Source organism: Lysobacter terrestris, assembly GCF_014489475.1.
Taxonomy (GTDB): Bacteria; Pseudomonadota; Gammaproteobacteria; order Xanthomonadales; family Xanthomonadaceae; genus Agrilutibacter; species Agrilutibacter terrestris.
Genome location: NZ_CP060820.1, coordinates 2031305 through 2043610, shown reverse-complemented (window position 1 = coordinate 2043610; position 12306 = coordinate 2031305). Strand labels below are relative to the sequence as shown.

Genomic DNA, 12306 nt, shown 5'->3' with positions numbered 1-12306 from the left:
CCGTAGTCCTGACCAACCAAGCCTACCCCTAAGCTTGGGCCCCTCCCGTCTGGCCAACCACAAGATGTAGTGGCCGGACGAGGCCCAAACCTAATGCCGCCTCTCCACCAAGTCAACTTGTTTTTTGTGAATTCCCACCGCTTCGCAGGGCCACATCGCGCAGGCCCAGCAATGACGCGGCTTGGCCCGCAACTTGCGTTCCGCGTGGCGCCGCGGGCACTGCTGCGGTGCGAAACTTCATGGACGGTTCGGCGGACTGCGCCGACACTTGGGGCGTCCGCGACCGCTCGGAATCGCCGGTCGCGCCGTGACCCTCCCTAATCCCCTCTCCCGACCGACACCATGCGCCTGTCGAACGCCCACAAGACCCTGCTCGCCCTGACTGCCGCCGCCGCGTTCGGCGGCTTCGCCGCAACCGCGATGCGCGACCTGTTCGACGCGCCCGTGGAAGCGGCCCCCGCGGCCGTCGTCCCGGCCACGCCCGCCGTCGCCGCGCTGCCGGCCGCGGTCGGCACCACGCCGCTGCCTTCGCTCGCGCCGATGCTGGCGCGGGTGACGCCCGCGGTGGTCAGCGTCCACACCAAGCAGCGCGTGCGCGTGGCGGTGGGGCCGTTTGCCAACGATCCGATGTTCCGCCGCATGTTCCCGCAGCTCACCCAGGAGCGGATCAACGAGTCGCTGGGTTCGGGCGTCATCGTCGACGCGGCGCGCGGCCTGATCCTCACCAACCACCACGTGATCGAAGGCGCCGATGAGGTCTCGGTGACGCTGGCCGACGAGCGCACCTTCACCGCCGAGTTCATCGGCTCCGATCCGGACACCGACATCGCGGTGATGCGGATCAAGGCCAGCAACCTCAGCGCGTTGCCGCTGGCCGATTCCAGCCAGCTGAAGGTGGGCGACTTCGTGGTCGCGGTGGGCAATCCGTTCGGCATCGGCCAGACGGTCACCTCCGGCATCGTCTCGGCGGTGGGCCGCAGCGGCCTGCGCGGGTTGGGCTACCAGAACTTCATCCAGACCGATGCCTCGATCAACCCGGGCAACTCCGGCGGCGCGCTGGTCAACCTCAACGGCGAACTGATCGGCATCAACACCGCCAGCTTCAATCCGCGCGGCTCGATGGCGGGCAACATCGGCCTGGGCTTCGCGATCCCCACCAGCCTCGCCCGCGGCGTGATGGACCAGCTGGTCGCGACCGGCGAGGTGCGCCGCGGCACCCTGGGCGTGGAAAGCCAGGACGTGGACCCGCGCATCGCCGCCGGCCTGGGCCTGAGCGAGCCGCGCGGCGCCGCGGTCACGCGCGTGTTCGCCGGCTCCGCCGCGGCCGCCGCGGGGCTGAAGGCCGGCGACGTGATCGTCGGCGCCAACGGTCAGCACGTCGACGACCGCAACGCGCTGCGCAACTTCGAAGGCCTGCAGGCCGTGGGCAGCCGGGTCGAGCTGGACGTGGTCCGCGACGGCAAGCCGCTCAAGCTCACCGCCAGCCTGCGCGAGCAGCCGCGCGCGTTGGCCGGCGCCGAACTCGACCCGCGCCTGGAAGGCGCCACCTTCGCCGAACTGCCCGCCTCGCTGCGCCAGTCAGGCGCCGGCGGCGTGCTGGTCGAGAGCGTCGCCCGCGGCAGCCGCGCCGCGCGCAACGGCCTGGCCAAGGGCGACGTGGTGGTGGCCGCGACCAGCGGCGACTTCGACGACCTGCCCGGCTTCCGCGCCAGCTTCACACGCGCCCCGGCAAGGTTGGTGTTCCGCGTGGTCCGTGGTGGCGGCCGCGGCGAAATCGAGATGCAGTGACCCGACCGCCGCGGCACCTTCGCCCTATCCGAGGAGAACGAGCATGTCCCCCACCAGCACCGATGGCATGAAGGCCCACCTCGGCGAAGCCGGCAGCCACCTGCGCCAGGCCGCGACCGACACCGGCGACGCGCTGCGCAGTGCCGCGGGCGCCGCCGCCGACGAACTGCGCCTGGGCAAGGCCAACGTCAAGGCGGACCTGGCCGACGGCGCCTACGCGGGCCTGAGCGCCGCCGAGCAGGCCGGCGGCGCCGCGCGCGAACAGATGGACGCGCTGATGGACAAGGGCCGCGACCTGATCGACAGCGCCGCGGAACTGATCCGCGAGCGCCCGCTGGCCTCGTTCGGCGTCGCCTTCGCCGCGGGCTGGATCATCGCCAAGCTCGCGCGCGGCGGCGACCGCTGAGCCTTCGCATGTAGCCCGGGCGAGGCCGTCGACCCGCTGCCAGGATCGTTGTCGGGAACCTTCCTCGCGCAGGCCGCGCTTGCCCGGGCTACTCTCCGCCCACCGCCCGACCCGGTTGGACCGCGATGGACGAACCGCGCCGCGACGACACGAACCCGCCCGGGCCCGACAAGCCGGGCGCCACGCCTCCGCCATCGCCCGACCTGGCCGAATCGCTGCGCGACATCGGCGCGGCCGGACGCAGCGGGCTGAAGGCGGCCTCCGACGCGGCCAAGGCGCTGCGCATCCTGGTCGCCGCCGACCTCTCGCTGGCGCGCAGTGCATTCGGCCGCGCGCTGGCCTTCACCGGCGTGGCGGTGGCGTTCGGCGGCTCGGCGTGGATGCTGCTGATGGCCGCGCTGACCGCGGTGCTGCACGACGCGCTGGACTGGTCGTGGACGCTGTCGCTGGCGGTGTGCGCGCTGCTCAGCATCGCGGTGACCGCGTTCGGCGCGTGGCGGGCGATGCACTACTTCGAACACACGCGCCTGCAGGCGACACGGCGGCAACTGGCGCGGCTGGGGATCGGCGAACTCGCCGACCTGATGCCCGACCCGGATTCGCCCGAATCCACCCAGGACGCGGCCGCGCGCGTGGCCGCGGCCACCGACGGCGCGCCGATGAAGAAGGGCCTCGGCGTCGACGTGACGCCGCCGGGTGCGGACTGAGGAGCAGGTGATGGGACATGGCGTGGGCACCCGCGAAGCACTGGTCGAACACCTCTGGCAGGCGGTGATCAATCCGCTGCGCGAACCGGCGCGGCTGCAGAACGTGGTCGACAACTGCCGGCGCGCGCCGGACAGCGGATTCGGCGCCGCCGGGCCGGCGATCGAGCGCATGCTGGCCGCGGGCGTGTCGCCGCAGGACCTGTGCACGGTGCTGCACCTCACCGCCTACGAGGCCGTGTTCGGCACGTTGTACGCGCTGGGCGACCCCGGCGTGGACGACGACAACGTGTTCGGCCTGTACGAGGACATGGCGACCTCGCCCAGCGCCGATTTCGGCCCGGCATGACCCGCGGATGACCATGGGCTTCAAGCAACTGCTCGCCAAGGTGCAACAGGCCGAAGCCGCGCTCGAGGCGCGCGAACGCCGCGTGTCGCACGAATGGGACCACCTGAAGACGACCTGGCGCGCGGCGTGGACCCCTGGCCGCGTGATCATCGCCGGCCTGGCGAGCGGCTTCCTCGTCGGCCGCGCGCAGCCGCTGCGCGCGGCGGCACGCAGCGGGCAATGGATGCAGCTGGTGACGATGCTGTCCGGGCTGTTCGCCGGTGGCAGCGCGCAGGTCGCGGCCGAAGAGGCCGAAGCCGCGGCGGAAACATCGGCGCGTGCCGCCGGCGCGGCCGAAGCCGTCGCCGAGACGGTGGCGCCCGCGGCGGCACCGGTGCACGCTCCAGCGCAAGCCGCGCCCCATCCTCCAACCGGACCCTGATCCGTGCCGCTCCCTGCATCCGATTCCAGCGCATCCGACATCGTTCCGGATCCGATTCCCCCCGAATCCAACACCCCGCGCCCGCGCTCCTCCGTGGCGGCACTGGTGATCGCGACCATCGCGGTGGGCACGGTGCTGTGGGCGGCGCAGGAACTGATCCTGCCGGTACTGCTGTCGATGTTCTTCGCCTTGATCGGCAATCCGATCATCCGCGTGTTGCAGCGGTTGTGGCTGCCGCGCTTCGCCGCCGCGCTGCTGGTGCTGGTGGGCGGGCTGGTCCTCGCCGGCGCGCTGGGCAACCAGCTGGTGGAGCCGGCCGGCGAATGGGTGCGGCAGGCACCGCGCGAACTCAAGGCGCTCGCGCCGAAGCTGCGCGAGATGGTCAAGCCGATGCAGGACGCCAACCGCGCCGCGGAAAGCTTCGCGCGCGCGGCCGGCGGCGAATCCAAGCCGGTGCAGGTGGTGCGCACCGAGGTCAACGATCCCTATCGCGCCTTGACCACCACGCCGCGCCTGCTCGCGTCGATCCTGGCGGTGGTGCTGCTGACGTTCTTCTTCATGGTCTACGGCGAGAACCTGCAACGCAACGCGATCGCCCTGCTGCACAGCCGCCAGCAGAAGAAGCTCACGGTCGAGATCCTGCAATCGATCGAGATGGAACTGTCCCGCTACGTGCTGACGATCAGCCTGATCAACGTCGTCGTCGGCCTGGTGTTCGCGATCGCGCTGAACCTGCTCGGCCTGCCGCTGCCCGAAGCACTGCTGTGGGGCACGATGGCGGCGCTGCTCAACTACGCGCCGTACGTCGGCCCGCTGGTCGGCATCGCGGTGATGCTGCTGATCGGGCTCACCGAGTTCGACGGCCTCACCGCGCTCGCGCCGGCCGGCCTGTACCTGGCGCTGCACACGCTGGAAGGCCAGATCGTCACCCCGATCGTGCTCGGCCGGCGCATGCGGTTGTCGCCGCTGGTGCTGATCCTGGGCCTGATGGTGTTCGGCGCGCTGTGGGGCATCACCGGCCTGCTGCTGGCGGTGCCGCTGCTGGTGTGCGTCAAGCTGGTGCTGGAGCGCACCGAGGGCATGGACGGCTGGGCGCGGCTGCTGGAGTAACTCGCGGCAGAAGGACGCGATGGCCCATCCAATGCCACGCGGGCGGGCAATAACGGCAAACAAGCGGCTGTTCATGCCCGCACGCGCGACCCTCGCCGCCCCGCCCTAACGCCTTCTTAAGGGCCGGCCCGCCCACGCCGCTACAATGCCCGGGTGATCTTTCCCGTCCGCGCCATCACCCTCGACCTCGACGACACCCTGTGGCCGTTCGCGCCGATCGGGGCGCGGGTCGAACGGGTCCTGCACGACTGGCTCGAAGCGAACTGCCCGCGCACCGCCGCGCGGTTCCCGATCGAACGCATGCGCGAACTGCGCGACGAACTCAACGCCGCCCACCCGCAGCTGGTCCACGACTTCAGCGCGATGCGCCGGATGACCCTGGACCGCGCCATGCGCCTGGCCGGCGACGATCCGGTGCACGTCGAGGCGGCCTTCGAGGCGTTCTTCGCCGAGCGCAACCGCGTGGAGTTCTACCCCGACGCGCTCGACGCCCTGCAGCGCCTCGCCGCGCGCGTGCCGCTGGCGGCGCTGAGCAACGGCAATGCCGACCTCGCGCGGATCGGCGTGCACGACCATTTCGCCTTCCAGCTCGGCGCGCGCGAGCACGGTGCGCCCAAGCCCGACGCGAGCATCTTCCTCGCCGCCTGCGAGCGCCTGGGCGCAGCGCCGGCGCAGGTGCTGCACGTGGGCGACGATATCGAGATGGACGTCGTCGGCGCCGCGCGCGCGGGCCTGCGCACGTGCTGGCTCAACCGCGACAACCTCGAGTGGCCGCACGCCGACGTGCGCCCCGACCTGCATTTCGCTTCGCTCACCGCACTGGCCGACTGGCTGGATGCGCTCCATTCCGCCCACGAAGACGTCGCCGCATGACCCTCCCCGCTGGCCTTACCCTCGACTCCACCGATGCCCTGCCGCTGCACGTGGTCACGCGCGCGGACTACGCCGAATGGCGCGGCGCGCAACCGGCCGCGGTCGGCACCTGGCTCGACGCGCAGGGGTTCGACGGCAGCGCGTACAGCGCGCTGGTGGTACCCGACAGCGACGGCCGCATCGCCGCGGCGGTGATCGGCGTCGGCGACCGGCTCGATCCCGCGGCCTACGGCCACGCTCCGTACGCGCTGCCCGCGCGCAGCTGGCGCCTGGTCGATCCGCTCGACGCCGCCGAGACCGCGGCGCTGCAGTTGGGCTGGGGCCTGGGCAGCTACCGCTTCACCCGCTACAAGCAGCCGCTGCGCGCGCCGGCCACGCTGGCGATCGAAGGCGATGTCGACGCCGTGCTCGCCGAACTGGCCGCCTGCCTGCGCGTGCGCGACCTGGTCAACACGCCGACCGAGCACATGGGCCCGGACCAGCTCGAACAGGTGTGCTGCGAACTGGCCGAACGTTTCGGCGCGCACATCGACGTGGTCAGCGGCGACGATCTGCTGCGGCAGAACTACCCGGCGATCCACGCCGTCGGCCGCGCCTCGCACCGTGCGCCGCGGCTGATCACGCTGCGCTGGGGCGATGCCGCGCACCCGCACGTCGCGATCTGCGGCAAGGGCGTGTGCTTCGACACCGGCGGCCTCGACCTCAAGCCTGCCGACGGCATGCGCAATATGAAGAAGGACATGGGCGGCGCCGCGCACGCGATCGCCCTGGCCGAATGGATCATGGCGCGCGAACTGCCGCTGCGGATCAGCCTGTTCGTGCCGGCGGTGGAGAACGCGATCGGCCCGGACGCCTTCCGCCCCGGCGAGGTCATCGCCACGCGCGCCGGCCTCAGCGTCGAGATCGACAACACCGATGCCGAAGGCCGCGTCGTGCTGTGCGATGCGCTGGTCCGCGCCGCCGAGGACAAGCCGGAACTGCTGCTCGACTTCGCCACCCTGACCGGCGCCGCGCGCATCGCGCTGGGCCCGGACCTGCCGGCGGTGTACGCCAACGACGACGCCGTGGCGGGCGCGTGGCTCGAGGCCGGCGCGCGCCTGCGCGACCCGCTGTGGCGCATGCCGCTGTGGCGCCCGTACTGGCGCTACCTCACCAGCAACGTCGCCGACATCGCCAACGGCGGCCCGTCGCGCATGGCCGGCAGCATCACCGCGGCGTTGTACCTGGAACGCTTCGTGCCCGCGCAGCAGAAGTGGGCGCACCTGGACGTGTACGCATGGAACGACAGCGACCGCCCGGGCAAGCCCACCGGCGGCGAGGCGCAGGGACTGCGCGCGGCGTACGCGATGCTGCAGGCGTACGCGGGCGCTTGATGTTTCTTTCTTCTCCCCGCACTGCGGGGAGAAGGTGGCGCGCAGCGCCGGATGAGGGGCGCGCGAAGCGCATCGAACTACAACCACCCCTTCTGCCGCGCCAGCCGATACGCCTCGATGCGGTTGCCGACGCCGAGCTTGCCGATCGATTCGGACAGGTAATTGCGCACCGTGCCCTGCGACAGGTGCAGCTGCGCGGCGATCTCGCCCGCGGTGAGGCCCTCACCGGCCAGGCGCAGCACCTGGCGTTCGCGATCGTTGAGCGGATCGGCCTCGCCCCACGCATCCAGCGCCAGTTGCGGATCGATCGCGCGGCCGCCGCGGTGCACCTGGCGGATCGCCTCGGCCAGCTGCTCGGCCGGCGCATCCTTGAGCAGGTAGCCGCAGGCGCCCGCGTCCAGCGCGCGGCGCAGGAAGCCGGCACGGGCGAAAGTGGTGACGATGATGACTTTCGTCGCCATGCCGTGGCGCTGCACCCGCTGCGCCAGCTCCAGCCCGGTCAGGCCCGGCATCTCGATGTCGGTGACCAGCACGTCCGGCTGCAGGCGTTGCAGTTCGCGCCATGCGCTCTCGCCGTCGGCGGCGGTGCCGAGTACGTCGATGTCGGATTCGAGCTTGAGCAGGGCCGACAGCGCGCCCAGCACCATCGCCTGGTCTTCGGCCAGCACCACTCCGATCATCGACTCACGTTCCGTTGCGGCGGTGCGCGCACGTTAGCACCGCGCGTGCGCGCTCAGGCCGCGGCGGGCGGCTGCAGCGCTCCGGCGTCGGCATCGGCGTCACTGGTGCCCGGCTGGCGCAGCGGCACCTGCGCCTGGATGCAGGTGCCCCGCCCGGGCGTGGATTCCACGCGCAGGCGGCCGCCCAGCGCTTCGATGCGCTCGCGCATGCCGGACAGGCCGTTGCCGGGCGCGATCGCGCCGCCGTGGCCGTCGTCCTCGATCCGCAGCACCGCGCACTCGCCTTCCGTGCACAGTTGCGCACGCGCGTTGCGGGCACGCGCATGGCGCTGGATGTTGGTCACCGCCTCGCGCAGGGTCATCGCCAGCACCGTCTCCACCGCAGGCGGCGACGCCACCGGCGCGAGTTCGTAGCGGAACGTGATGCCGTCGGATTCCAGCAGCAACCGCGCCGACGCGAGTTCGGAGGCGACGCCGGCGGCGCGGATGCCGGTCACCGCGCTGCGCACTTGGCTCAACGCATCGCGGGCGACGCGGGTGACTTCGGCGAGCTCGCGGCGCGCGGCCTGCGGATCGCGCTCGACCAGCTTGCCGGCCAGTTCCGACTTCAGCGCCACCAGCGACAGCGTGTGGCCGAGCAGGTCGTGCAGGTCGCGGCCGATGCGCTCGCGCTCGGCCAGTGCGGCCAGGCGCCGGACCTCGTCGTGCGAGAGCTGCAGCTGCGCGCGCTTGCGCTGGCTCTCGAGGAAGTGGTGGTTGCCGAAGAACGCCGCGACCGCAACGATCACCGTGATCAGGAACACGAACACCGGGTAGCGCAGCAGCAGGATCTCGACGAGCAATCCGCCCAGCAGCAGCGCCATCCAGCCGATCCGCCGCCACAGCGGGCCACCGATCGTGGCGGCGAAGCCCACGGCATAGACCAGGTAGGTATTGGCGAACGGGTTGAACGGGAACAGCGCGTAGCCGAGCGCGGCAATCGCCAGCATGCACGCCACCGCCTTCGCGCCCACGTTGCGGTAGCCGGCGAAATACAGCGGCAGGAACACCGGAATCGACAGCAAGGTCGGCCACAGCGGCAGCGCCATGTGGCCGAAGGTCTGGTGGGTTTCACCGAGCCAGCCCAGCACCAGCGGCAGGAACAGGAACACCAGGTAGCCGAGCAGGTAGAACGGCGTCCAGCCCAGGCAACGCTCTTCCGGGATCAGGCGCGCGCGCAGCTGCAGCAGCGAAGTCATCAGTGTTCCTGGCATGGCGCGTCTCCTTCGGCGTGGCGCGTCGGCAACGAGGGTAGTCCGACGGCGCCCGGTACGAAAGGCGTGCGATCAGCGCGCAAAGGCGCGCTCAACGCGCCAGCCGGCGCCGCGAGAGCAGGAAGAGCGCCACGGTGATCCCCGCCAGCACCGCCAGGTGCGTCAGCACCGGGGCGCCCGCATCGCGGCCCACCACCTTCAGCGCGAGCTGGCCCAGGTGCCACGACGGCCACACCGGCGCGAGTTTGGTGAACACCGGCGGCAGCACCTGCAGCGGCATCCACAGCCCGGACAGGAACGCCATCGGCAGGTAGGCGATGTTGACCACCGCCGGCGCGCCGTTGCCGCTGACCAGGCTGCCGACGTACAGGCCCATCGCGCAGAACGGCAGCGCGCCGATCACATCGACCACCAGCAGCAGCGCCCATTGCGCCGGCGCCAGCGACACGCCGGCCAGGGTCGCGGCGATCACGGCCAGCAGCGTCGAAATGATTGCGGCGAACAGCATCGCCATCGCCATCTTCGCCAGCAGGTAGGCGCCGCGCGGCATCGGCAGCACGCGCTTGAGCACGAGGTAGCCGTTCTCGCGCTCGATCGCCACGCTGACACCGAAGCCGAACAGCGCCGCGCCCATCACCCCGAAAACGCCGTAGGTGGCCAGCAGGTACTCGGCGGCGCCGGCGCCGCCCTTGCGCCCGCCCAGCAGCACGCCGAACAGCACGTAGAACAATGTCGGGAACAGCAGCGTCGGGACCGCGAACATCGGCGTGCGCAGCAGGCGCAGGAACTCGAACTTCGCCTCCAGCCAGTAGCTGCGCCAGCTCGAATGCGCGACGGATGCGGTGAGGGACATGGTGTTCATCACGCGGCCTCCTGGGTGTGGGGCTCTGCCCCTGATACGCCACGGGTCAATTCGAGGAACGCCTCGGCGAGGCCGGCGCGTTGCACTTCCAGTCCGGACAGCGCGGCGTCGTCGGCGAGCAGGCGCCGCACCACCGGCTCGGCGGCATCACTGACGATCTCCAGTCGCGCGCCGTCGCGACGCGCGTCGAGCACGTGCGGCCAGCCCGCGACGACTTCGGCCGGCAACGCGCTGAGGCAGCGGATGCGCCGCTGCACCAGGTGGTTGCGCAGTTCGTCGACCGTGCCCTCGGCGACCAGGCGGCCGCGGTCGAGCACGGCGACGCGGTCCGCCAGCGCCTCGGCTTCTTCCAGGTAGTGCGTGGTCAACAGCACGCCGCAGCCCTCGGCGACCAGTTCGCGGATCGCACGCCACAGCATCCGCCGCGCCTCGATGTCGAGGCCGGTGGTCGGTTCATCGAGGAACAACAGCTGCGGGCGTCCGCACACCGCCAGTGCGAATTGCACGCGGCGCTGCTGGCCGCCGGACAGGCGGCCGTAGCGGCGCTCGAGCAGGCCGTCGAGGCCGGCCAGCGCCACGCAGTCGGCGAGGCTGCGCGGCTGCGCGTAGTAGCTGCGGGTCAGTTCCAGCAGCTCCACGATTTTGAGCGTGTCGGGGATGCCCGCGCTCTGCAGCATCACGCCGACGCGGCGGCGCACGGTCATGTCATGCGGCGGCGCGCCGAACAGCGCGACCGTGCCGGCATCGACCGTGTCCAGGCCGAGCAGCATGCCGATCGCGGTGCTCTTGCCCGCGCCGTTGGGGCCGAGCAGCGCGAGCAGCTGCCCACCGCGCACCTTGAGGTCGACGCCGGCCAGCGCCTCGACCTTGCCGTAGGCCTTGCGGACGCGGTCCAGCCGCGCCAGCACCGTGTGTTCGCCATTCATCGTCTCGCTCCATGCAGGGATAGACCCCGATGGCAGGCATGTTCCGCACGCCGGCCCGGCGCGATCAGTCGCAGCCGTCACCCGGAACACATGACAGGCATCAGGTGACCGCGGCGGCCGGGTTCGCATAGGCTGCGCAGGCCGTGGCGCCAGCGGCATGGCCCACGAAGTGACTTTTGGCCCCTCGCACGGGTGCGGCCGCGGGCCACACTCCCTCCTCCCGCATCGTCCTGGACGTCGATGAACAACTCCGAATTGCTCAAGGAACTCCGTATCGACCGCAGCGCGCCGCCGCCGGCACCCGCGCGCACCGGCCTGTGGATCGGCCTCGGCGTGGGTGGCGCGGTACTCGCGCTGGCCCTGCTCGGCTGGGCCGTGTTCGGCGGCGACGATGCGATCGAAGTGAAGACCGCCGATGTCACCAGCGCCGACAGCGGCGGCGGCAGCGCCTCGGTGCTCGATGCCACCGGCTATGTCGTGGCCCGGCGCATGGCCACGGTGTCGGCGAAGATCACCGGCAAGGTGCGCGAGGTGCTGATCGAGGAAGGCCAGCGCGTCGAGGCCGGCCAGGTGATGGCGACGCTCGATCCGATCGATGCCGATGCACAGCGCGAACTGGCCGCGTCGCAGCTTGCCGCCACGCGCAGCGAGATTGCGGCGGTGCAGGCGCAGTTGAAGGAAGCCGAAGCCAACGCGAGCCGCCTCAGCGGCCTGGCGCAGCAGCAGCTGGTGTCGAAGGCGCAGTTCGATGTCGCCATTGCCCAGCGCGATGCGCTGCGCGCGCGCCTGCAAACCGCGCAGCGCAACGCGCAGGTCGCCGGCAGTGGCCTGCGCATCGCCGCGCAGGGCGTGGACAACACGATCGTGCGTGCGCCGTTCGCCGGCATCGTGATCGCCAAGGCCGCGCAGCCGGGCGAGATCGTCTCGCCGCTGTCGGCCGGCGGCGGTTTCACCCGCACCGGCATCGGCACCATCGTCGACATGGACTCGCTGGAGGTCGAAGTCGACGTCGCCGAGGCCTACATCGGCCGCGTGCAACCGAAGATGCCGGTGGAAGCGGTGCTCAACGCCTATCCCGACTGGCGCATCCCCGCCGAGGTGATCGCGATCATTCCCACCGCCGACCGCGCCAAGGCCACGGTGAAGGTGCGCATCGCGCTGAAGGCGAAAGACGCGCGCATCGTGCCCGACATGGGCGTGCGCGTGTCGTTCCTGGAGCAGGACCAGAAGGCTGCCGCGGCGGCCACGGCCGCGCCGCGCGCACTGGTACCGGCCGGCGCGCTGCGCAGGGACGGCGACCAGGACGTGGTCTTCGTCCTGCGCGAGGGCAAGGCCGAGCGCCGCGCGGTGAAGCTCGGCGGCAACATCGGCGACAGCCGCCAGGTGCTGGCCGGGGTGAGCGCGGGCGAGCGCGTTATCACCGAGGCGCCGGCGTCCTTGCAGGACGGCGCCGACGTCGAGGTCGCGGAAGCGAAATGATTTTCCAGCGGGAGCGCGCCATTGCCCGACATCCCCGTGCAGGCGGGGATTTGGGACGTTGCCTCCGTTCGGAGGCATTCCA

The 12306-nt window shown here is 71.4% G+C and carries 13 protein-coding genes; 9 read left to right on the top strand and 4 right to left on the bottom strand.

The window, feature by feature from the left end; translation table 11 throughout:
• The first annotated feature begins 342 nt into the window (after nucleotides 1-342).
• From H8B22_RS09360 to H8B22_RS09325, 8 genes are all read left to right on the top strand, one after another.
• A complete protein-coding gene (locus H8B22_RS09360; RefSeq protein WP_187711168.1) occupies nucleotides 343-1788 on the top strand; it encodes a Do family serine endopeptidase in 1446 nt (481 codons plus the stop codon).
• Nucleotides 1789-1831: 43 nt separating this feature from the next.
• Complete coding sequence (locus H8B22_RS09355; protein WP_187711167.1) at nucleotides 1832-2194, top strand: hypothetical protein; 363 nt, start codon at nucleotides 1832-1834, stop codon at nucleotides 2192-2194.
• A 125-nt stretch (nucleotides 2195-2319) separates the two neighbouring features.
• Nucleotides 2320-2901 carry a phage holin family protein gene (locus H8B22_RS14860; protein WP_225876179.1) on the top strand — a complete coding sequence of 194 codons (582 nt, stop codon included), beginning with the start codon at nucleotides 2320-2322 and terminating at the stop codon, nucleotides 2899-2901.
• A 10-nt stretch (nucleotides 2902-2911) separates the two neighbouring features.
• Nucleotides 2912-3247: a hypothetical protein gene (locus H8B22_RS09345; RefSeq protein ID WP_187711166.1), complete on the top strand. Its 336-nt coding sequence runs from the start codon at nucleotides 2912-2914 to the stop codon at nucleotides 3245-3247.
• Between the two features lie 7 nt (nucleotides 3248-3254).
• Nucleotides 3255-3668 (top strand): hypothetical protein, encoded by a 414-nt coding sequence (locus H8B22_RS09340; RefSeq protein WP_187711165.1) that lies wholly within the window; start codon nucleotides 3255-3257, stop codon nucleotides 3666-3668.
• A gap of 3 nt (nucleotides 3669-3671) precedes the next feature.
• On the top strand, nucleotides 3672-4778 hold the full coding sequence (locus H8B22_RS09335) for an AI-2E family transporter (protein WP_187711164.1): 1107 nt from the start codon (nucleotides 3672-3674) through the stop codon (nucleotides 4776-4778).
• A gap of 153 nt (nucleotides 4779-4931) precedes the next feature.
• Nucleotides 4932-5651, top strand: a complete 720-nt coding sequence (locus H8B22_RS09330) for an HAD family hydrolase (RefSeq protein ID WP_187711163.1) — start codon at nucleotides 4932-4934, stop codon at nucleotides 5649-5651.
• Nucleotides 5648-7024, top strand: a complete 1377-nt coding sequence (locus H8B22_RS09325) for a leucyl aminopeptidase family protein (RefSeq protein ID WP_187711162.1) — start codon at nucleotides 5648-5650, stop codon at nucleotides 7022-7024. The genes H8B22_RS09330 and H8B22_RS09325 overlap by 4 nt, the downstream gene beginning before the upstream one ends.
• A gap of 77 nt (nucleotides 7025-7101) precedes the next feature.
• On the opposite strand, the gene H8B22_RS09320 is transcribed toward H8B22_RS09325, so the two are convergent.
• The 4 genes from H8B22_RS09320 to H8B22_RS09305 all read right to left on the bottom strand — a co-directional run bounded on the left by H8B22_RS09320 (nucleotide 7102) and on the right by H8B22_RS09305 (nucleotide 10745).
• Nucleotides 7102-7704 (bottom strand): response regulator transcription factor, encoded by a 603-nt coding sequence (locus H8B22_RS09320; protein ID WP_187711161.1) that lies wholly within the window; start codon nucleotides 7702-7704, stop codon nucleotides 7102-7104.
• Nucleotides 7705-7757: 53 nt separating this feature from the next.
• On the bottom strand, nucleotides 7758-8957 hold the full coding sequence (locus H8B22_RS09315; protein WP_225876178.1) for a sensor histidine kinase: 1200 nt from the start codon (nucleotides 8955-8957) through the stop codon (nucleotides 7758-7760).
• Nucleotides 8958-9048: 91 nt separating this feature from the next.
• Entirely contained in the window at nucleotides 9049-9819 is a 771-nt protein-coding gene (locus H8B22_RS09310; RefSeq protein ID WP_187711160.1) for an ABC transporter permease, read from the bottom strand.
• The gene (locus H8B22_RS09305; protein WP_187711159.1) at nucleotides 9819-10745 is read right to left on the bottom strand and encodes an ABC transporter ATP-binding protein; all 927 of its coding nucleotides are present in this window, start codon (nucleotides 10743-10745) and stop codon (nucleotides 9819-9821) included. The genes H8B22_RS09310 and H8B22_RS09305 overlap by 1 nt, the downstream gene beginning before the upstream one ends.
• A gap of 240 nt (nucleotides 10746-10985) precedes the next feature.
• Here H8B22_RS09305 and H8B22_RS09300 point away from each other — a divergent pair, with 240 nt between their 5' ends.
• On the top strand, nucleotides 10986-12224 hold the full coding sequence (locus tag H8B22_RS09300) for an efflux RND transporter periplasmic adaptor subunit (RefSeq protein ID WP_187711158.1): 1239 nt from the start codon (nucleotides 10986-10988) through the stop codon (nucleotides 12222-12224).
• The last annotated feature ends 82 nt before the right edge of the window (nucleotides 12225-12306 follow it).

Bases quoted from the DNA above. Each gene is read 5' to 3' on its own strand.
- H8B22_RS09360 (WP_187711168.1), top strand. From the start codon at position 343: ATGCGCCTGTCGAACGCCCACAAGACCCTGCTCGCCCTGACTGCCGCC.
- H8B22_RS09355 (WP_187711167.1), top strand. From the start codon at position 1,832: ATGTCCCCCACCAGCACCGATGGCATGAAGGCCCACCTCGGCGAAGCC.
- H8B22_RS14860 (WP_225876179.1), top strand. From the start codon at position 2,320: ATGGACGAACCGCGCCGCGACGACACGAACCCGCCCGGGCCCGACAAG.
- H8B22_RS09345 (WP_187711166.1), top strand. From the start codon at position 2,912: ATGGGACATGGCGTGGGCACCCGCGAAGCACTGGTCGAACACCTCTGG.
- H8B22_RS09340 (WP_187711165.1), top strand. From the start codon at position 3,255: ATGACCATGGGCTTCAAGCAACTGCTCGCCAAGGTGCAACAGGCCGAA.
- H8B22_RS09325 (WP_187711162.1), top strand. From the start codon at position 5,648: ATGACCCTCCCCGCTGGCCTTACCCTCGACTCCACCGATGCCCTGCCG.
- H8B22_RS09320 (WP_187711161.1), bottom strand. From the start codon at position 7,704: ATGATCGGAGTGGTGCTGGCCGAAGACCAGGCGATGGTGCTGGGCGCG.
- H8B22_RS09315 (WP_225876178.1), bottom strand. From the start codon at position 8,957: ATGCCAGGAACACTGATGACTTCGCTGCTGCAGCTGCGCGCGCGCCTG.
- H8B22_RS09310 (WP_187711160.1), bottom strand. From the start codon at position 9,819: ATGAACACCATGTCCCTCACCGCATCCGTCGCGCATTCGAGCTGGCGC.
- H8B22_RS09305 (WP_187711159.1), bottom strand. From the start codon at position 10,745: ATGAATGGCGAACACACGGTGCTGGCGCGGCTGGACCGCGTCCGCAAG.
- H8B22_RS09300 (WP_187711158.1), top strand. From the start codon at position 10,986: ATGAACAACTCCGAATTGCTCAAGGAACTCCGTATCGACCGCAGCGCG.